Raw genomic sequence first — 18,423 nt, 5'->3', positions numbered from 1 at the left:
CGATCAACTGCAAAGGGCCGACGCATGAAAATCCATCGTACCACTCCCATCCTGCGCATCTTCGATGAAGCCAAAGCCAGAGAATTCTATGTGGATTTCCTGGGATTCAAGGTCGACTGGGATCACCGCTTCGAGCCAGGCCTGCCGCTCTACCTGCAAGTCTCGCGCGATGGCTGCATCCTTAACCTGTCCGAACATCACGGCGATTGCTGCCCCGGATCGGCCATGCGGATCGAGGTGGACGGGATCGACGAGCTGCATGCGGAGCTGACCGTAAAGCAGTACCCGTATGCGCGCCCCACCTTGGACGATACGCCATGGGGAACGCGCGACATGTCGGTGACAGACCCGTTCGGCAATCGCCTGACCTTTACCACTGCGATCAGTACCTGATAGTCGGCGCGACTTTGAGCTCGCCTGCAGCGTTGATGCGCATGCCTCGGTTTCCATAAGTCGGGCACCAACTTTTGGAACTCAGTTCACGAGAGCCGGCTTTTGACGTTCGCGATATCTCGTCAACCTGTTTGTCGTTTCGGTTTTTGTTTGGCAGCCGGCGCTGCCGGCGATTGAGCTTCGATACCGTCTTCGAATGCATTCAGGCGCTGCATTACCGTGGCATTCGATGCGTACTTCTTCTTCAATTGCGCGAGTTGCTTATCGGTGCCTTTGCACAGCTTTTCGATCTCGCGGTTGACTTCTTTCATGCGTCGTTTCTCGCTCGAGTCGGGTAATTCTCCGCGCATGTGATCGCACCCCTCACGGCGATCGACGAACTTTCGTACGTCCGGTGGAAGCGGGCTGTCGGCCAGAGCGGACAGCGCCGAGGTCAGCAACGCCAGGCAAATCAGGATTTTTTTCATGTCACGCTCCGTTATCCGACCAATGCGGCTCATCACGACCTGAGCGGTTATATTTGATGACGCCGTAGGTTGCCCCGACTTGATGCAGCTGTTTGTTCATTCCTGTACGAGGCTGCGTCAAAAACAAAAAGCCCCTTACTGGCGGGGCTTTTTCATGCACGGTGCAAACGCTTACGCACCCACTTATGCACTCACCACCGTCTTGTGCGCCTCATGCCGGTTCTTGAGCACCTGCGGCGCCAGCGAGCCGGCGATCATGCCGACGAAGGCCGCGAGCAGGCCGGCCAGCTGGGTCGGGAAGGCATCGGCGAGCGGGCTGACCGACAGGCCGATCCAGGTGCCGATGCCCAGCGCCAGCGACAGGATCGCGCCCTGGGTGCTGGCGCGCTTCCAGTACAGGCCCATCACCAGCGGCACGAAGGCGCCGACCAGCGTCACCTTGTAGGCTTCGCCGACCAGGTCGTAGATCGAGGTGCCGCGCATGCCGATCGCGTAGGCCAGCACCAGCGCCGCGAACACGACGATGGTGATGCGCATCGCCAGCAGCTGCTGGCGGTCGTTCATGCCCGGGCGGATATTCTTCAAAATGTTCTCGGTGAAGCTGGTGGCCGGCGCCAGCAGGGTCGCCGACGAGGTGCTCTTGATCGCCGACAGCAGGGCGCCGAAGAACAGGATCTGCATCACCAGCGGCATCTTGGTCAGCACGAAGGTCGGCAGCAGCTTCTGGTAGTCGTTCTTGGCGATCTCCATCGCGCTGTCGCCCATCACGACCACCGCGCAGGCCACCACGAACATCGGCACGAAGGCGAACAGGATGTAGCTGGCGCCGCCGATCACGGCGCCGGTGCGTGCGGTCGGCGCGCTGTTGGCCGACATCACGCGCTGGTACACGTCCTGCTGCGGGATCGAGCCCAGCATCATCGTCACGGCCGAGCCGATGAAGGCGGCGATGCCGTGGAAGCTGTGCTCGGGCGCGGCGTTCCACAGGTGCGCGTTGGAGGCCATCGCAAACACCGGGGCGGCGCCGCCGGTCAGCTTGCTCGAAAAGATGGCGATGATCGACAGGCCGACCACCAGCACGATCATCTGGATGAAGTCGGTGATGGCCACGGCCAGGAAGCCGCCGATCACGACATAGATCAGCACGGCCAGCGTGCCGACGATCATGCCCGCCGTCTCCGACATCGCGCCGCCGGTCAGCACGGAGAACACCAGGCCGAGCGCAGTGATCTGGGCCGCGACCCAGCCCAGGTAGGACAGGATGATGGCGGCCGAGCAGAAGATCTCGATGCCCTTGCCGAAGCGCGCGCGATAGTAGTCGCCGATGGTCAGGAGGTTGAGCTTGTACAGGCGCGTGGCGAAGAACAGGCCGACCAGGATCAGGCAGCTGCCGGCGCCGAACGGGTCTTCGATCAGCGCGCCCAGGCCGCCCTGCACGAAGCGCGCCGGAATGCCCATCACGGTCTCGGCGCCGAACCAGGTGGCGAAGGTCGTGGTCACCACCATGATCAGCGGCAGGCTGCGGCCGGCCACGGCGAAGTCGGCGGTGTTCTTGATCCGCGACCCGGCCCAGACGCCCAGGCCGAGTGTGCCCAGCAGATAGAGCACGACAGACGAAATCAGAATGGTGTTCATTGAGCGTGCTCCGGCGCAGGCTAAGGAGACCTCGAAAAACCGTCGCGAGCCGCATGTGCAACGCGCAGCAGGTTTGTCGAGGTCTCCTAATTTCGGGGTGGAAAAATTCGCGATTATAGCGGCATAAATCGGCATGGAGATCGATTTTATTTGCCGGTATCGCCCTGACAACAGCACCCGTATTCACATCGCCCTTGGATCGCCCTTGGATCGCCTTCAGATCGCCATCTCGCGCAGGATTTTCGACGCCTCGCGGCTGGCCGTCAGCGTGGCCCCATCGCGCATCTGGATGATCAGCTGGGACTGGTCATCGGCCTTCATCGAATCGACGAAGTCGAGGTTGACCAGCGCCGATCGGTGCACGCGGATGAAGCGCGTCGGGTCCAGCCGCGCTTCCAGCTCCGAGATGCCGATGCGGACCAGGAAGGTCTGGTCGCGCGCGGCGATCGCCGTGTACTTGGAGTCGGCTTTCAGATAGGCGATCTCGTTCAGCGCGAGCGGGAAGAAGTGCGGATTGAGCTTGTTGCGCAGGGCGTTCAGTTCGGTGGTGATCAGGAGGCTGTGCGCCTGCTGGATGGCGGCGGCCTGGCGCTGGCGGGCGGCGTTGGCGCGGACCATGTAGAACAGCGCCGCGACCACGCCATAGCCCATGATGAAGTAAAACAGCGGCCAGATGTTATAGGCCATCGACTTGTTCGGCATGCTCATCATCACGGGGCCGTAGCACAGCGCGGTGAAGGCCAGCGCACCGGCCACGTGGATGAGGCAGATCAGCGGCACCGGTACACGCTTGCGCTCGAACCAGCCGCTCAGCGGCCAGTGCAGCGCCAGGATCAGTGCCTGCGGCGCCACCGACGAAACCGTTATCGTGAGGACGTGCCAGTTGAAGCGATGCAGGCCGATGTTGTCGACCTGCTGGGCCATCGTCAGCACCAGCATATAGACAGCCCACCCCAGCGCATAATTGCGCCACATGCGGCGGGTCGAGATCGCGTCCTTGGTTATCTGTTCCATAATGGCAAGTATCGCGCGGATGGCTTGCCTTGGATATCGCCGTGACGCCAAGTGAGGGATTCATGCAACGAACTGCGAGATTGCAGTGCGTGTCCGGCGCGAAGCCGACTGGAAAAGCCGTTACCGATACTCGCGCAGCACCGTGTAGCCGCCGCCGTGACCGGGACGCGATTCCACCAGCGCATAACGGTCGGCGCGCCAGTCGAGCGCCTGGCCGGGCGGCGGCAGGCCGGCGCCGGCGGCGCGCCGCGCCATCGTCACGTGCGGGCGGTAGCTGCGTTTCTCGGGTTGCAGGCCCAGTTTGACCAGCGCCTGCGTCAGCTGCGCATGCAGGTCGAGCAGCGCCGGCGGTGGCTGGGTCGGCGCGAGCACGGCGATGCCGTTGTGCCACAGCGCGGCGCTGTCGATATGCAGATCAAAAGGCGTGAACGGCACCGTGAAGCCGTCCAGCAGCTCGGGCAGGCGCGCGCGCGGCTGGTCGCCGAGGAAGTGCAGGGTCAGGTGCAGTTTGTCGGTGTGGACCGGCGAGGCGCCGCGCGGCCAGGTCCAGGCGTCGCGCCAGGCGCGCAGGGCGTCGCGCATGGCCGGGTCGGGCCAGAGCGCCAGGAACAGGCGCGCAGACTCGGGCTTATCCGCAGCTTGGGCGGGGGAGACGTTATCGGTCGGCGTGTCCATCGTGCGTTCCCCCATCAGGTTCGTCAGGCTTCAGAAGCAGTGTTCCGGCCCCGGGAAGCTGCCGTCCTTGACCGCGCTGACATACGCCTTGATGGCGCCGTCGATGCTGGTCTGGCCTTCCATGAAGTTCTTCACGAAGCGCGCCTTGCGGCCCGGGAACACGCCGAGCAGGTCGTGCATCACCAGCACCTGGCCCGAGCAGTCCGGACCCGCGCCGATGCCGATGGTCGGGATGTGCAGGCGTTCCGTCACTTCCTTGCCCAGCGCCGCCGGAATCGCTTCCAGCACGACCAGCGCGGCGCCGGCCGCCTGCAGCGCCAGCGCGTCGGATTTGAGCTGGGCCGCGCCGGTGTCGGTCTTGCCCTGCACCTTGTAGCCGCCCAGCTGGTGCACGAATTGCGGCGTCAGGCCGATGTGGGCGCATACCGGGATGCCGCGCTCGACCAGGAAGCGCACGGTCTCGGCCAGCCAGGCGCCGCCTTCGATCTTGACCATCTGGGCGCCGGCGCGCATCAGCGTCACGGCGTTGTCGTAGGCGGCTTCCTTGGTCGGATAGCTGCCGAAGGGCATGTCGGCGACGACCAGCGCCTGCTTGCGGCCGCGTACGACCGAGGCGGTGTGGTAGGCGATGTCGGCGACCGTCACCGGCAGCGTCGAATCGTAGCCGGCGCAGACCATGCCGAGCGAATCGCCGACCAGCAGGATCTCGACGCCGCAGCGGTCCATCAGCGCCGCGAAGCTGGCGTCGTAGCAGGTGAGCATGCTGATCCTGGTGCCGGCCGCGCGCAGCGCCAGCAGCGACGGAATGGTCACGGCCTTGACGGGCGGCGCCGGCGGAACGGGCGCGCTCGCCTCGTTCGAAGTCCCTGCCGCCACCATCTCCTTGCCACCCAAATATCCGCTCATCGTAGTTCCTTTGTAGATCAAAAAAGCCGTCGGCCAAGCACCGACGGCGTAGTGTAATGCCAAGACCGATATTTTGCCGAATGTCGGTCCGAACATATCGGTCGAAGATTACGGATGCGGCAATGTGGCTCGGCGACGGCGTGTGCCCGGCATGCCTCTGGGTACAATGCGAAATTCTCATTCGACATTGCTTCTATGCTGCAACTGGCACTTTCCCCCATGATCGTCTGGCCGATCGCGGCATTCTCCACGGCCGGCGTGCTGGCGCGCCCTTTTCGCATCGGCGAGGCCTGGTGGGCGGTGCTGGGTGCGCTGCTGCTGCTGGTGACCGGCCAGCTCACGCTCGGCGAGGTCGGCCACGCGGTCGGGCAGGGCACCGACGTCTACCTGTTCCTGGTCGGGATGATGCTGATCGCCGAGATGGCGCGCACCACCGGCCTGTTCGACTGGATCGCGGCCTGGGCGGTGCGCCATGCCAAGGGCTCGGCCAGCCGCCTGTTCTACCTCGTGTACGGGGTCGGCATCGTGGTCACCACCTTCATGTCGAACGACGCCACCGCCGTCGTGCTGACGCCGGCCGTGCTGGCCGCGGCCAAGGCGGCGAAGCTGGAGCGGCCGCTGCCGCACCTGTTCGCCTGCGCGCTGATCGCGAATGCCGCCAGTTTCATTTTGCCGGTATCGAATCCGGCCAACCTGGTGGTCTTTGCAGGACAGATGCCGAGCCTGGGCGCGTGGTTCCGCCTGTTCCTGGCGCCCTCTGGCATCGCCGTCGCCGTCACCTTCGCGGCCTTGTACTGGTCGCAGCGCGACGACCTGCGCCAGCACATGCAGTCGGACGTGCCGGTGCCGCCCTTGTCGGTCGAAGCCAGGATCGTCGCGTTCGGCATTGTCGTGATGGGCGTGGCCTTGCTCGCCGCCTCGGCGCTGGGCGCGGACCTGGGCTGGCCGACCTGCGTGGCCGGCGCCGCCACTTTCGCGCTCGTGCTGCTGCGCGCGCGCGCGTTGGCGACCCGGGCGGCGCGCGAGATGTCCTGGGCCGTGCTGCCGCTGGTGGCCGGCCTGTTCGTGCTGGTGGCGGCCCTGTCGAAGATCGGCGTCGCGGCCGAGCTGGCGCGCCTGCTGAAGCACCTGCAGGCGACCGCGCCGCAGTGGAGCGTGTGGGCGGCCGGCATCGCCACCGCGCTGGTGTCGAACATCGCCAACAACCTGCCGGCCGGCCTGATGGCGGGCGCCACCGTCGCGGCCAGCCATGCGCCGGCCAAGGTGGCCGCGGCGACGCTGATCGGCATCGACCTGGGCCCGAACCTGTCGGTCACCGGCTCGCTGGCCACCGTGCTGTGGCTGACCGCGCTGCGGCGCGAAGGCGTCGAAGTGAGCTTCATCCAGTTCCTGAAGGTCGGGCTGGTGGCGATGCCGGTGGCGCTGCTGCTGTGCCTGGGCGCGCTGGCGCTGGTGTAGCGCTGACTCAGCGCGCCCGACGCACGGCCCGCACCATCCAGCGCGCATCGGCGCCGTACGAGGCCAGCCCGGCTGCGAGCGCCGCGCTCTCCTGCGCCACGAAACCATGACGCGACCAATACGATACGGAACCGTTCACGGCGACCAGGCAGACGCGCTCCAGCCCCAGCGACGCGGCCTGGGCCAGCAGGATGTCGACGGCGGCGGTGCCGGCGCCCGTGCTGCGTGCTGGCGGCAGCAAGGCCAGGTCATGCAGGTACAAGGCGTCGGCGTCACGAGGGAGAACGCCGAGCACCGTATCGAGCGCCGGCGCTTGCGTGCCGTGCCAGGGATGCGCGAAACAGTAGCCGGCCGGGCCGCCGCCGCTTTCCAGCAACAGCGCGCCGGCCGGGTGCAGGCGCAGCTTGTCCGCGAACACCGCGCGCTCTTCCGGAAAACGGGGATGGACTTGCGCCGCGATCGCGACGACGGCGTCGAGGTCGGTCGGCTGCAGCGGGCGCCACTTCATGTCGATCGGCTGCTCCCGCGGCGGTATCAGGCGATGCGGTCGATGGCCTGCTCCGCCACCGCCGGCAGCAGCCTGGCGATGCGCCCGCGTCCAGGAATGTGCAGCTCGGGCGCCAGTTCGGCCAGCGGCGCCAGCACGAAGGCGCGCTCATGCATGCGCGGATGCGGGACGATCAGCGTGGGCGCGTCGTCGATGACCTGGTCGCCGTACAGCAGCAGGTCGAGGTCGAGCGTGCGCGGGGCATTGCGGTAGGGGCGCTCGCGCCCGTGTTCCTGTTCGATGCCGAGCAGGGCGGCCAGCAGCACGTGCGCGTCGAGCGTGGTGTCGAGGCAGGCGACGGCGTTGACGTAGTCGTCGCCGGATGAGTCGATCGGGGCGGTGCGGTACAGCGAGGAAGCGCGCAGCAGCGTGGTGTCGGGCAGGCGCTCCAGGCGCGCGAGCGCGTCCGTCACGTGTGCGCGCGCGTCGCCCAGGTTGGCGCCGATGCCGATCCAGGCGATCATTGCTCGGTCGAGCCCGAAGCCGGGCCGGCGTCCGGCGCGCCGGCGCCGCCGACGTTCTCGCCGCCGGCTTCGCCCTCGCCACGGCGCGGGCTGCGGCGGCGCGGGCGCTTCTTCTGGCCGCCGCCCTGCGACTCGCGGCCGAGCGAATTGACCAGGCGTTCGCGCTCGGCGATGTCGCCGCCGTAGAAGCCGGCCCACCAGCTGCCCAGTTCCGCGTCCAGCTCGCCCGATTCGCAACGCAGCAGCAGGAAGTCGAAGCCGGCGCGGAAGCGCGGGTGCTCGAGCAGCTTGTACGGGTTCTTGCCGTTGCGGCGCTCGAAGCGCGGCTGCATCGCCCAGATGTCGCGCATGTCGGTGGCGATGCGGCGCTGCAGGGCCAGCGAATCGGTCTGGTTGTCGAGCACGTCGTCGGCGGCCAGGTGCAGCGCCGGGATCGGCGATTCGCCGGCGGCGCGGTAGGCGTTCCACTTTTCCAGCACCTGGTGCCACAGCAGCGAGGCGAACAGGAAGCCGTCCGAGACGGTCTTGCCGGCGCGGATGCGGTTGTCGGTCGACTCCAGCGCCAGCGTGACGAACTTCATGCCGATCGGCTGCTCCATCACGACGTCGAGCAGCGGCAGCAGGCCGTGGTGCAGGCCGGACGAGCGCAGCTCCTTCAGGCAGGCCAGCGCGTGGCCGGACTTCAGGAGCTTGAGCATCTCGTCGAACACGCGCGCGGCCGGCACGTTGTTGATCAGCGGCGCCATGACGGGGATCGGCGCGCGCGTGGTCGCTTCGATCGTGAACTGCAGCTTGGCCGCGAAGCGCACCACGCGCAGCATGCGCACCGGGTCTTCGCGGTAGCGCGCTTCCGGATGGCCGATGATGCGCATGACCTTGGCGCGGATGTCCTCGACGCCCTCGTGGTAGTCGAGCACCGACTGCGTGGCCGGGTCGTAGTACATGGCGTTGACGGTGAAGTCGCGCCGCGCCGCGTCTTCGTGCTGCGGGCCGAAGCTGTTGTCGCGCAGGACGCGGCCATGCTCGTCCTTGGGCGCATTGGCGTCGGCATTGCCGCGGAAGGTGGTCACTTCCAGCTGCTCCTGGCCGAACATCACGTGCACGATCTGGAAGCGGCGCCCGATGATGAAGGCGCGCCGGAACAGTCTTTTCACCTCTTCCGGGGTGGCGTCGGTGGCGATGTCGAAGTCCTTCGGCTTCACGCCGAGCAGCAGGTCGCGTACCGCGCCGCCGACCACGAAGGCCTTGAAGCCGGCTTCCTGCAGCGTCTGGGTGACGCGCACGGCGTTGGGCGACACGAGCTTGGGGTCGATGCCGTGCTGGTCCGGGCCATAGATCACCGGTTCGGTAGGGTCGCGCTGGTCTTTCACGCCAAGGATTTTACGGATGAATTTTTTAATCATTGAACAGATGGAGTAAAGGCCAGCCTTGGGCGCTTGCATGCTCGGTGAGCCGGGCGCTGGGGTTGGTCGCCACCGGGTGCGAAACCACGGACAGCAGCGGAATGTCGTTGTGCGAATCGCTGTAGAAATAGCTGCGCTCGAAGCCGTCGAACGGGCGCCCGAGGCCGTCCAGCCAGGCGTGCATGTGGGTGACCTTGCCCTGGCCCTGGGTCGGGGCGCCGGCCAGCTTGCCGGTCGGGTGGCCGCGCTCGTCCAGTTCCGGCCGCGCCGCGATCAGGTGCTCGACCTGGAAGGCGCGCGCGATCGGCGCGGTGACGAAGGCGTTGGTGGCGGTGATGATCGCCACCAGGTCGCCGGCATCCACGTGCCGCTGCAGCAGCGCGCGCGCCTGCGGGCGGATCGCCGGCTCGATCACTTCACGCATGTATTTGTCCTGCAGCGCGCGCAGCTGGTCGGGGGCGAAGCCGGCCAGGGTGCCGAGCGCGAACTCGAGATACTCGACCGGGTCGAGCGTGCCGGCCTGGTACTGGGCGAAGAAGGCTTCGTTGCGGCGCTGGTAGGCGTCGGCGTCGACGACCCCTTGGCGCACCAGGAACTGGCCCCATTCGAAATCCGAATCGATCGGCAGCAGGGTGTGGTCGAGGTCAAACAGCGCGAGGTTAGTCATGTTTTGGTTCGTTTTGCAGCAAGAGATCGCGCAGCAGCGGCAGCGTGACCGGGCGCTGGGTCTCGAGCGAATACTGGTCGAGCGCATCCAGCATGGTGGCCAGGGAACGCATGTCCCGTTTGAAATGGGACAGCAGGTAGGGTAACACGCTCGCCGACAGCGTCAAACCGCGCGCCTCGGCGGCCTGTGTAAGCGCTTCGATCTTCTGGTCGTCGGACAGGCCGTGGATCTGGTAGATCAAGCCCCAGCCCATGCGCGTGCGCAGGTCTTCGCGCACCGGCAGCACGGCCGGCGGCACCGGGCCGGTGCAGACCATGTAGGCGCCGTGCTCGCGCACCTGGTTGAACAGGGCGAAGGCGTCGATCTGGCGCTCGGGCGAGAGGCGGTCGATGTCGTCGATCAGGTACAGGGTGACATCCGGCGCATGGACGAACTCGCCCGGCCCGGCATCGGACGGGATGTAGCGCGCCGCCGGCGTGGCGGCCAGGCCATGCAGCAGGTGCGTCTTGCCGGCGCCGGTCTCGGCCCACAGGTAGCAGAAATGCTCGCGCGAAGCACGCTGCGCGAACTGGTGCATCAGGTGCGCCAGCTCGGCGTTTTCCCCTACCTGGAAGGTATCGAGGCTCTGCGCCGGCTCGGCGCCCAAATCGAGCACCAGCTGTTTCATGGCGTCGGTCTCATGCTAAAAATGTCATTTCCACACGGCGCATTATAAAAGCTGCTGCGCTGGGTGTGGCGTTTTGGATGGACGCACGCCGGCCAGAGCGCAGCGAGGACGGGGGCTGCGTGTGCTCTGGGGCTAAATGGAAGGGCATTCGTTATTGTTATGTGACGTTCTTGTTATAGTTCACCGGCAGCTTGAGCGTCGTTGCCGCAGCCATTTGCTAAAATAGCGGATTGGGCGTGTTCCCTTGACGGATCGCCACCTATTTTACCGCCTCCGCTGCCAAATACCATGAGCCAACCATCTAATGTTTCTCTCTCCTACCGCGACGCCGGTGTCGATATCGATGCCGGCGATGCCCTGGTCGAAGCGATCAAGCCGTTCGCCAAGCGCACCATGCGCGAAGGTGTCCTCGGCGGCATCGGCGGTTTCGGTGCGCTGTTTGAAATCAGCAAGAAATACAAGGAGCCGGTCCTGGTCTCGGGTACCGACGGCGTCGGCACCAAGCTCAAGCTGGCGTTCGAGCTGAACCGCCACGACACGGTCGGCATCGACCTGGTCGCGATGAGCGTCAACGACATCCTGGTCCAGGGCGCCGAGCCGCTGTTCTTCCTCGACTACTTTGCCTGCGGCAAGCTGGACGTGGCGACCGCGACCAGCGTCGTGAAAGGCATCGCCCTGGGCTGCGAGCAGGCCGGCGCGGCGCTGATCGGCGGCGAAACCGCCGAGATGCCGAGCATGTACCCGGACGGCGAATACGACCTGGCCGGCTTCGCGGTCGGCGCGGTGGAGAAATCGCAGATCATCGACGGCACCAAGATCGCCCCGGGCGACGTGGTGCTGGGCCTGGCGTCGTCGGGCATCCACTCGAACGGCTACTCGCTGGTGCGCAAGATCATCGAAGTCTCCAAGCCCGACCTGGAAGCCGACTTCCACGGCCGCAAGCTGGCCGACGCGCTGATGGAGCCGACCCGCATCTACGTCAAGCCGCTGCTGGCGCTGATGCAGTCGATGGAAGTCAAGGGCCTGGTGCACATCACCGGCGGCGGCCTGGTCGAGAACATCCCGCGCGTGCTGCAGGACGGCCTGACCGCGGTGCTCGACAGCGAGACCTGGACCCTGCCGCCGCTGTTCCAGTGGCTGCAGCAGCACGGCGGCGTGGCCGACGCCGAGATGCACCGCGTGTTCAACTGCGGCATCGGCATGACCGTGATCGTCGCCAAGGAGAACGCGGAGGCAGCCATGGCCCAGCTGCAGGCGGCCGGCGAGACCGTGTACCGCATCGGCGAGATCCGCGCGCGCGCGGAGGGCGAGCACCAGACCATCGTGGTCTGACCGCCTGCATCCCGCTTGATCAACGCATGAGGAAACGGGCGCAGCAGCGCCCGTTTTTCATTGATCGGACCGGATCAGGACCGCAGCCCCGGCAGCTCCGCCGGCTGCAGGCGCGCAAACGCATCCAGCAGCGCCGTCTTGTAGACCACGCCCAGCAGCAGCGGATCGGCCTCGCTTTTGACGGCCGGCAGGCGCTCGCCGTGGTGCAGCTGGAACTGGCGCGACGCCTCGGCCAGGCTCATGCCGGGCGTGACCAGCGGCAGGGTGTCGCGCCGCACGAAGTCGCGCGCCAGGCGCGTTTCCGAGCCGGGCGGCTGCGCGGCCAGGTCGCGCAGCGCCACCACGCCCTGGTAGCGCTCGTCGGCGTCGACCACGTACAGGTACTTGACCGGGTGGCTGCCGAACATCGCCAGCATCTCGTCCATGCCGGCGTCCAGCGGCAGCACGGTCTCGGCCGGGCGGATCAGCTCGTGCATCTGGGTCGCGCGCAGGCGCGATCTCGCCTCCTCGTCGCGCCGGTGGCGCGCGGTGATCTCGTACATCGACGGCCCGTTCAGACTGCGCGCCAGGAAGTAGGCGATCACGCAGGCCAGCATCAGCGGCAGCATCACCTGGTAGCTGAGCGTCATCTCGAAGATCAGCAGGATCGCCATCAGCGGCGCCCCGGTGGCCGCGGCCAGGAACGCGCCCATCCCGACGATGGTGTAGGCCGTGCCGGCCGCCGCGCTTGCCGCCGCCGCCGGCCACAGCGCATGCACGGCCTGGCCGAACACCTGGCCGAGCGCCGCGCCGACGAACAGCGTCGGCGTGAAGATGCCGCCCACCGCGCCCGAGCCGACCGTGCACAGTGTCGCCGCGACCTTCAGCAGCAGGATCGCCAGCACCGCGCTCCACAGCCAGTGCTGGTGCAACAGGGCGTTGACCACCTCGTAGCCGTTGCCCCACACCTGCGGCGCCCACACCGAGATCACGCCGACCCCGAGCCCGCCCAGCCCCAGGCGCAGCGGCGCCGGCAAACGGGTTTGTTGGAATCCCTGGGAGGCCAGGCGCAGCAGGCGCAGGAATTGCGGCGCCAGCAGGCCCGCCAGGATGCCCAGCAGCGCGAACCAGGCGACATCGAGCAGCGCCACGTCCGGGAACGGCGGCATTTCGTACACCGGCTTGTAGCCCGGGAAGCGGCGCATGGTGACGTTGGCGACCACCGCCGCGATCATCATCGGGCCGAGCGTGTCGATGGCGATGGTGCCGAGCACGATCTCGGTGATGAAGAAGGCGCTGGCGATGGGCGCGTTGTAGGCCGAGGCGATGCCGGCCGCGGCGCCGCAGGCGGCCAGCAGGCGCAGCCGGGCCGCGTCGAAGCGCGCGGCGCGTCCGACCAGCGAGGCGCACAGCGCGGCCAGCTGCACCATCGGCCCTTCGCGGCCGATCGAGCCGCCCGAGGCGATCGTGCACATCGACGACACGCTGCGCAGCAGGGTCTGGCGGATCGGCACGCGGCCGTCGCCGACCGTGATCGCTTCCATGTAGTCGGGCGGTTTGGTCCCCGGCAGGCGCCGCGCCCACACCAGCACGGCGCCGGCCACCACGCCGCCCAGGCAGGGCATGGCGATGCGTACCGGCCAGGGCAGCGCGGCGGCCATGTCGACGAAGGAGCCGTCGTGCCCGACCAGCAGGCGCTGCAGCGTGGCCAGGCCGTCGCGGAAAGCGATCGTGGCCAGGGCGCCGGCCAGTCCGGCCAGTGCGGCCCACAGCAGCATCGCGTGCATGCCGGTCAGCCGGCGCAGGCGCTGGCGCGGGGTGGAAGTCGGGTCCTGCATGGGTGTGGTCGAGGTCAAAACCGCATCATCGCATGCGCGGCCGGATTCATGGCCCTTCCGGTGCGCGGATGTGCTCGACCAGCCCCTCGGCCGCGCGCGCGGGCGCGGGCGTGAGCAGGCTCACCGCCACCAGGATCGCCAGCCCGGCCGGCACACCGTACACGCCGGCCGAAATGGGCGCGATGTGGAACCAGGTGGCGTCCGCGTCGCCGCCCAGGATCGGATTGGTGTGCAGCATGTAGTACAGGCAGACCAGGAAGCCGCCGACCATGCCGGACACCGCGCCGTAATGATTCGCGCGCTTCCAGAACACCCCCGCGACCAGCGCCGGGAACAGGGTCGAACCGGCCAGCGAAAACGCCGCGCCGACCAGCGACAGGATGTCGGCCGGCTTTTGCGAGGCGACGTAGGCGGCAATGAAGGCCACCGCCAGCAGCAGCAGCTTGGAGATCGTCACGCGCTTCTGGGTCGAGGCGTGCGGATCGACGATCTTGTAGTAGATGTCGTGCGACAGCGCGTTCGAGATCGCCAGCAGCAGGCCGTCGGCGGTCGACAGCGCCGCCGCCAGGCCGCCGGCCGCGACCAGGCCGGAGATCACGTAGGGCAGGCCGCCGATTTCGGGCGTGGCCAGGGTCAGCACGTCGCCGTCGATCGCGATCTCGGCCAGCTGCACGATGCCGTCGCCGTTGATGTCGACGATGCTGATGAGCGGGTTCGCCTTGTCGACGCTGGCCCAGTACGAGACCCAGGTCGGCAGCGCGTCGAAGCGGGTGCCGACCAGCGCCGTGTAGATGTCGTACTTGGCCAGCACGGCCAGCGCCGGCATGGTCAGGTAGATAAGCAGGATGAAGAACAGCGTCCAGAACACCGACACGCGCGTCTCGTGCACCGAAGGCGTCGTGTAGGCGCGCATCAGGATGTGCGGCAGCGCGGCGGTGCCGAACATCAGGCAGAACACCAGAGCGAGAAAATTGTTGCGGCGGATATCGGACTCTTGCCGCGTCTTGCCGGGGAAGGGTTCGGCGTGCGGCTCCGGCGCCTGCGCGCGCGCGAGGGCGGCGGCGCGGTCCTCGAGCCACACGTGCGCGGCTTCGTCGGCGTTGCGCGGATAGGCGGCCAGGGCGCGTTCGGCGGCCCGCACCTCGCCCAGCGGCGCACTGCGGGCGCGCGCGGCGTCCAGCGTGCGCTGGGCCTCGACCTTGCCCTCCTGCCAGGAGCGCGGCAGGTGCGCCAGCCGGTCGGCATAGGCGTCGGCGCGCGCCTGGAAGCGCGCCCGGACGTCCAGCTCGCGCGGGTCCTGCGCCAATTGGGCTTCGCGCTTGGCCAGCTTGGGCAGTACCGAGCCGTAGGCGACCTGCGGCACCGGGTTGCCGGCGAACTTCATCGACAGCCAGACCGTCGGAATCAAAAAGGCGACCAGGATGATGATGTACTGCGCGACCTGCGTCCAGGTGATGGCGCGCATCCCGCCCAGGAACGAGCACACCAGGATCGACGCCAGGCCGAGGAAGATCCCGACCGAGAAGTCGACCCCGGTGAAGCGCGAGGCGATCAGCCCGACCGCGTAGATCTGCGCCACCACGTAGGTGAACGAGACGACGATGGTGGCGCTCACGGCCAGCGCGCGCACCGTGTTGCCGCGGTTCCCGGCGCCGCCGCCGTAGCGCGCCGCCAGGAAGTCCGGCACCGTGTATTGGGCGAATTTGCGCAGGTAGGGGGCGATCAGGAGCGCTACCAGGCAGTAGCCGCCGGTCCAGCCCATCACGTAGGCCAGCGCGTCGAAGCCGTGCAGGTACAGCGTGCCGGCCAGGCTGATGAAGCTGGCCGCCGAGATCCAGTCGGCGGCGGTCGCCATGCCGTTGAACAGCGCCGGCACGCGCCGCCCGGCCACGTAATATTCGGACACGTTCGAGGTGCGGCTGACCACGCCGATCGCCGCGTACAGGAAGATCGTCGCGAACATGTACAGGTAGCCGATCCACTGGCGCGGCATGCCTTCGTTTTCCAGGATCGCGAGCGAGGCCAGGAACATGCCGAAGCAGGCCGTGTACCACAGGTAGTAGCGCGACAGGCGGCGGAAATAGCTGCGCGTCTTTTCCGGCGTCGGCGCGGCCGGCTTGGGCGCGCCGGCGTTCACGCGATCTCCCCGAGCTGGCGCGCAAAGGCGCGGTCGAGCAGGCGCATGCGCCAGGCGTACACGCCGATGATCGCCAGGTAGATCAGGGACGCGCCCTGGGCCGCGAGATAAAACGACAGCGGCCAGCCGAACACCGACAGGTGGGCCAGATCGCGGGCGAAGAACACGGTACAGAAGCCGGTCGCCAGCCACAGCGCCAGCAGCAGGGCGGTCAGGCGCCGCGTGCGCGCCCAGTGCGCCGTACGGGCGGCGAGCAGGCGTGCGCGCTGCCGGTCCGGGTCGCGGTCGTGGTCGTGGGAAGCGGGCGCGGTCGGCGATTCAGTCGGCATCGGGGGCGTGCGTGTCGGGTGGCGGGAAGGTCAGCCGGAACAGGCTGCCGGGGAATTTCTTGTTCGTGCTGCGCGGGTTGTTGAAGATCTGGATCTCGGCGCCGTGCTGCTGGGCGATCTCGCGCACGATGGCGAGACCCAGGCCGGAACCCGGCGCGCTCGAGCCGAGGATGCGGTAGAAGCGCTCGAACACGCGTGGGCGCTCGCTGGGCGCGATGCCGGGACCGGTGTCCTCGACTTCGAGCAGCGCCTGGCCGGCGTCGCTGCGCACGCGTACCGTCACGCTGCCACCGGGCGGCGTGTAGCGCAGCGCGTTGTCGATCAGGTTCGACAGCAGTTCGCGCAGCATCATCGGGTTGCCGGCGATGGCCAGATACCCGTCCGGGGCGCCGTCGTCGGGGGCCTCGTAGCCGAGGTCGATCTCGTGCGCGAACGACGCCTGCACCCAGTCCTGCACCACGGCGCGCGCCAGCAGCGACAGGTCGAGCGGTTCGAGCGCCAGCCCGGCATGCGGCGTGTTTTCCGCGCGCGCCAGCGCCAGCAGCTGGTTGACCAGGCGCGTGGCCGATTCCGAGCTTTTGGCCAGCTGCTCGAGCGAGCGGTGGATCTCGTCGGGGTCGACCTGGCGCAGCGCGAGTTCGGACTGCATGCGCATGCCGGCCAGCGGCGTCTTCATCTGGTGCGCGGCATCGGCGATGAAGCGCTTCTGGGCGTCGATCGTATGCGTCAGGCGCGCCAGCATGTCGTTGAGCGAGCCGACCAGCGGCGAGATCTCTTCCGGCACCTGGCGCGAATCGATCGGCGACAGGTCGTCGGGCGGGCGCGCGCGGATGCGCTCCTGCAGCTGGGCCAGCGGCGACAGCCCGCGCGAGAGGGCGAACCAGACCAGCGCCAGGATCACCGGCAGGATGATGAACTGGGGCAGGATCACGCCCTTGATGATCTCGTTGGCCAATTGAGCGCGCTTGTCCAGCGTCTCGGCCACCTGGACCAGCGCCAGCGGCGGCTCGATTTTCGGGTCGAGCAGCGGCGCCAGGTTGACCCAGGCATAGGCCACGCGCACCGGGGCGCCGTGCAGGTTCTCGTTGCGAAAGTGCACGCGGCCGCTGCGCTCGGCGTCGTCGCTGGAGGGCAGCGGCAGGTCGCGGTCGCCGTCGACGATGGCGCCGTCGGGCGCGCTGACCTGGAAATAGACGCTGTCGACGTCGTCGGCGCGCAGGAAGTCGCGCGCGCTGCCGGGCAGGCGCGTCACCACGCGGCCGTCGACCTGCTTGACCTGCTGGGCCAGCACGGTGACGCTGTCTTCCAGGGCGTGATCGAAAGGCTGGTTGGCGATCGACTTGGCGACCAGGTAGGTGATCGCAATGCTCATCGGCCACAGCAGCAGCAGCGGGGCCAGCATCCAGTCGAGGATTTCGCCGAACAGCGAATGCTGGATGCTTTCCTCGGGTTCGGGCAGGGGCGGCACGTACGATGGCGCCGGCGGCCGTTCCTGCTGTTGCCAGGACCGTCGCTCGAGCTTGGCGCCCGCGCTGCGCTTCACTTGCCGCCGTGGGCGCTGCCCGGGAGCGCGTCGATGCCTTTGCGCGTCCCGTCGGTGTAGCGCTCGAGGCAGTAGCCGAGTCCGCGCACTGTGGCGATGCGGATGCCGCCGGTCTCGATTTTCTTGCGCAGGCGGTGCACGTAGACTTCGATCGCGTTGTTCGAGACTTCCTCGCCCCATTCGCACAGGTGGTCGACCAGCTGCTCCTTGGACACCAGGCGGCCGGTGCGCGCCAGCAGGATCTCGAGCAGGCCGAGTTCGCGCGCCGACAGGTCGACCATCTCGTCGTTGATGTGGGCGCTGCGCCCGACCTGGTCGTACACCAGCGGGCCGTGGCGGATCACGCTCGAGCCGCCGCCCTGGCCGCGCCTGGTCAGGGCACGCACGCGCGCTTCCAGCTCGGACAGCGCGAACGGCTTGGCCATGTAGTCGTCGGCGCCAGCGTCCAGGCCGCCGACGCGCTGTTCGATGGAGTCGGCGGCGGTCAGGATCAGCACCGGCAGCAGCGAGCCGCGCGCGCGCAGGCGCTTGAGCACATCCAGGCCGGGCAGCTTGGGCAGGCCGAGGTCGAGGATCAGGAGATCGAACTCCTGGGTGGAGAGGGCGGTATCGGCATCCTGGCCGTTCTTGACGCAGTCGATCGCATAGCCGGACTGGCGCAGCGAACGGGTCAGGCCGTCGGCCAACACGCTGTCATCTTCGGCAAGTAGAATACGCATCGCTCATGGCTCCCAGGGTTTGTCGTTGCAGGCCGTTTTGCGCATATTGTGTTTGATAATCCGCAACAAGGAAACCTTTAAAACGCGGCCGCAGTCTCTATATAGTGCGAGCGCCCGGACAGAGCGTCTGACGCGTCAGCTCGGTGGTAGTTCCGACAAGGCGGTTTGGTCGCAGGAACGGTAAATATCGCTTGCCAAAACCACTGGGATTTTATACAGTACTCCCTATTGAAAACGCGCGAGCGCCCCT

18 protein-coding genes are annotated in these 18,423 nt (G+C 67.5%); 3 read left to right on the top strand and 15 right to left on the bottom strand.

What is annotated here, in order from left to right:
- Nucleotides 1–24 precede the first annotated feature (24 nt).
- Nucleotides 25–393, top strand: a complete 369-nt coding sequence (locus tag FA90_RS16640; RefSeq protein ID WP_036170507.1) for a glyoxalase superfamily protein — start codon at nt 25–27, stop codon at nt 391–393.
- A gap of 122 nt (nt 394–515) precedes the next feature.
- On the opposite strand, the gene FA90_RS26585 is transcribed toward FA90_RS16640, so the two are convergent.
- The 5 genes from FA90_RS26585 to panB form a co-directional block, all read right to left on the bottom strand.
- A complete protein-coding gene (locus tag FA90_RS26585; protein ID WP_156116756.1) occupies nt 516–860 on the bottom strand; it encodes a hypothetical protein in 345 nt (114 codons plus the stop codon).
- A 183-nt stretch (nt 861–1,043) separates the two neighbouring features.
- Entirely contained in the window at nt 1,044–2,495 is a 1,452-nt protein-coding gene (locus FA90_RS16630; protein ID WP_197065319.1) for a sodium:solute symporter family protein, read from the bottom strand.
- A 216-nt stretch (nt 2,496–2,711) separates the two neighbouring features.
- The gene (locus tag FA90_RS25820) at nt 2,712–3,509 is read right to left on the bottom strand and encodes a LytTR family DNA-binding domain-containing protein (protein ID WP_239700782.1); all 798 of its coding nucleotides are present in this window, start codon (nt 3,507–3,509) and stop codon (nt 2,712–2,714) included.
- 120 nt (nt 3,510–3,629) lie between these two features.
- Entirely contained in the window at nt 3,630–4,184 is a 555-nt protein-coding gene (thpR, locus tag FA90_RS16615; RefSeq protein WP_051972202.1) for an RNA 2',3'-cyclic phosphodiesterase, read from the bottom strand.
- Between the two features lie 30 nt (nt 4,185–4,214).
- Nucleotides 4,215–5,063 carry a 3-methyl-2-oxobutanoate hydroxymethyltransferase gene (gene panB, locus FA90_RS16610; RefSeq protein WP_036176081.1) on the bottom strand — a complete coding sequence of 283 codons (849 nt, stop codon included), beginning with the start codon at nt 5,061–5,063 and terminating at the stop codon, nt 4,215–4,217.
- A 246-nt stretch (nt 5,064–5,309) separates the two neighbouring features.
- Between panB and FA90_RS16605 the strand changes: the two genes are divergently transcribed.
- Nucleotides 5,310–6,548, top strand: a complete 1,239-nt coding sequence (locus FA90_RS16605; protein ID WP_239700780.1) for an SLC13 family permease — start codon at nt 5,310–5,312, stop codon at nt 6,546–6,548.
- Between the two features lie 7 nt (nt 6,549–6,555).
- Here FA90_RS16605 and FA90_RS16600 read toward each other — a convergent pair whose 3' ends face one another.
- Genes FA90_RS16600 through hda form a run of 5 tightly spaced genes read right to left on the bottom strand, consistent with a single transcriptional unit; the run spans nt 6,556 to nt 10,296 of the window.
- Nucleotides 6,556–7,056 carry a GNAT family N-acetyltransferase gene (locus FA90_RS16600; RefSeq protein ID WP_036170502.1) on the bottom strand — a complete coding sequence of 167 codons (501 nt, stop codon included), beginning with the start codon at nt 7,054–7,056 and terminating at the stop codon, nt 6,556–6,558.
- 26 nt (nt 7,057–7,082) lie between these two features.
- Nucleotides 7,083–7,559: a 2-amino-4-hydroxy-6-hydroxymethyldihydropteridine diphosphokinase gene (gene folK, locus FA90_RS16595; protein ID WP_036170500.1), complete on the bottom strand. Its 477-nt coding sequence runs from the start codon at nt 7,557–7,559 to the stop codon at nt 7,083–7,085.
- The gene (gene pcnB, locus FA90_RS16590; protein WP_036170498.1) at nt 7,556–8,962 is read right to left on the bottom strand and encodes a polynucleotide adenylyltransferase PcnB; all 1,407 of its coding nucleotides are present in this window, start codon (nt 8,960–8,962) and stop codon (nt 7,556–7,558) included. Before pcnB ends, folK begins: the two co-directional genes overlap by 4 nt.
- Nucleotides 8,955–9,629, bottom strand: coding sequence for an HAD family phosphatase (locus tag FA90_RS16585; RefSeq protein ID WP_036170496.1), 675 nt, complete (start codon nt 9,627–9,629; stop codon nt 8,955–8,957). Before FA90_RS16585 ends, pcnB begins: the two co-directional genes overlap by 8 nt.
- Nucleotides 9,622–10,296, bottom strand: coding sequence for a DnaA regulatory inactivator Hda (gene hda, locus FA90_RS16580; RefSeq protein ID WP_036170493.1), 675 nt, complete (start codon nt 10,294–10,296; stop codon nt 9,622–9,624). The genes FA90_RS16585 and hda overlap by 8 nt, the downstream gene beginning before the upstream one ends.
- A 288-nt stretch (nt 10,297–10,584) precedes the next feature.
- Here hda and purM point away from each other — a divergent pair, with 288 nt between their 5' ends.
- On the top strand, nt 10,585–11,628 hold the full coding sequence (purM, locus tag FA90_RS16575; protein ID WP_036170491.1) for a phosphoribosylformylglycinamidine cyclo-ligase: 1,044 nt from the start codon (nt 10,585–10,587) through the stop codon (nt 11,626–11,628).
- A gap of 74 nt (nt 11,629–11,702) precedes the next feature.
- Here the strand turns inward: purM and FA90_RS16570 are convergent, their stop codons facing one another.
- Genes FA90_RS16570 through FA90_RS27340 form a run of 5 tightly spaced genes read right to left on the bottom strand, consistent with a single transcriptional unit; the run spans nt 11,703 to nt 18,173 of the window.
- The gene (locus FA90_RS16570; RefSeq protein WP_036170489.1) at nt 11,703–13,445 is read right to left on the bottom strand and encodes a ClcB-like voltage-gated chloride channel protein; all 1,743 of its coding nucleotides are present in this window, start codon (nt 13,443–13,445) and stop codon (nt 11,703–11,705) included.
- Nucleotides 13,446–13,491: 46 nt separating this feature from the next.
- Entirely contained in the window at nt 13,492–15,582 is a 2,091-nt protein-coding gene (locus FA90_RS16565) for a sodium:solute symporter family protein (protein WP_051971872.1), read from the bottom strand.
- Nucleotides 15,579–15,911: a sodium/substrate symporter small subunit gene (locus FA90_RS16560; RefSeq protein WP_081933897.1), complete on the bottom strand. Its 333-nt coding sequence runs from the start codon at nt 15,909–15,911 to the stop codon at nt 15,579–15,581. Before FA90_RS16560 ends, FA90_RS16565 begins: the two co-directional genes overlap by 4 nt.
- A complete protein-coding gene (locus FA90_RS16555; protein WP_239700778.1) occupies nt 15,901–17,454 on the bottom strand; it encodes a sensor histidine kinase in 1,554 nt (517 codons plus the stop codon). Before FA90_RS16555 ends, FA90_RS16560 begins: the two co-directional genes overlap by 11 nt.
- The gene (locus tag FA90_RS27340; protein ID WP_051971871.1) at nt 17,451–18,173 is read right to left on the bottom strand and encodes a response regulator transcription factor; all 723 of its coding nucleotides are present in this window, start codon (nt 18,171–18,173) and stop codon (nt 17,451–17,453) included. The genes FA90_RS16555 and FA90_RS27340 overlap by 4 nt, the downstream gene beginning before the upstream one ends.
- Nucleotides 18,174–18,423 lie beyond the last annotated feature (250 nt).

Source organism: Massilia sp. 9096, assembly GCF_000745265.1.
Classification (GTDB): Bacteria; Pseudomonadota; Gammaproteobacteria; order Burkholderiales; family Burkholderiaceae_D; genus Telluria.
This window is presented reverse-complemented; position numbering and strand designations above follow the sequence as displayed.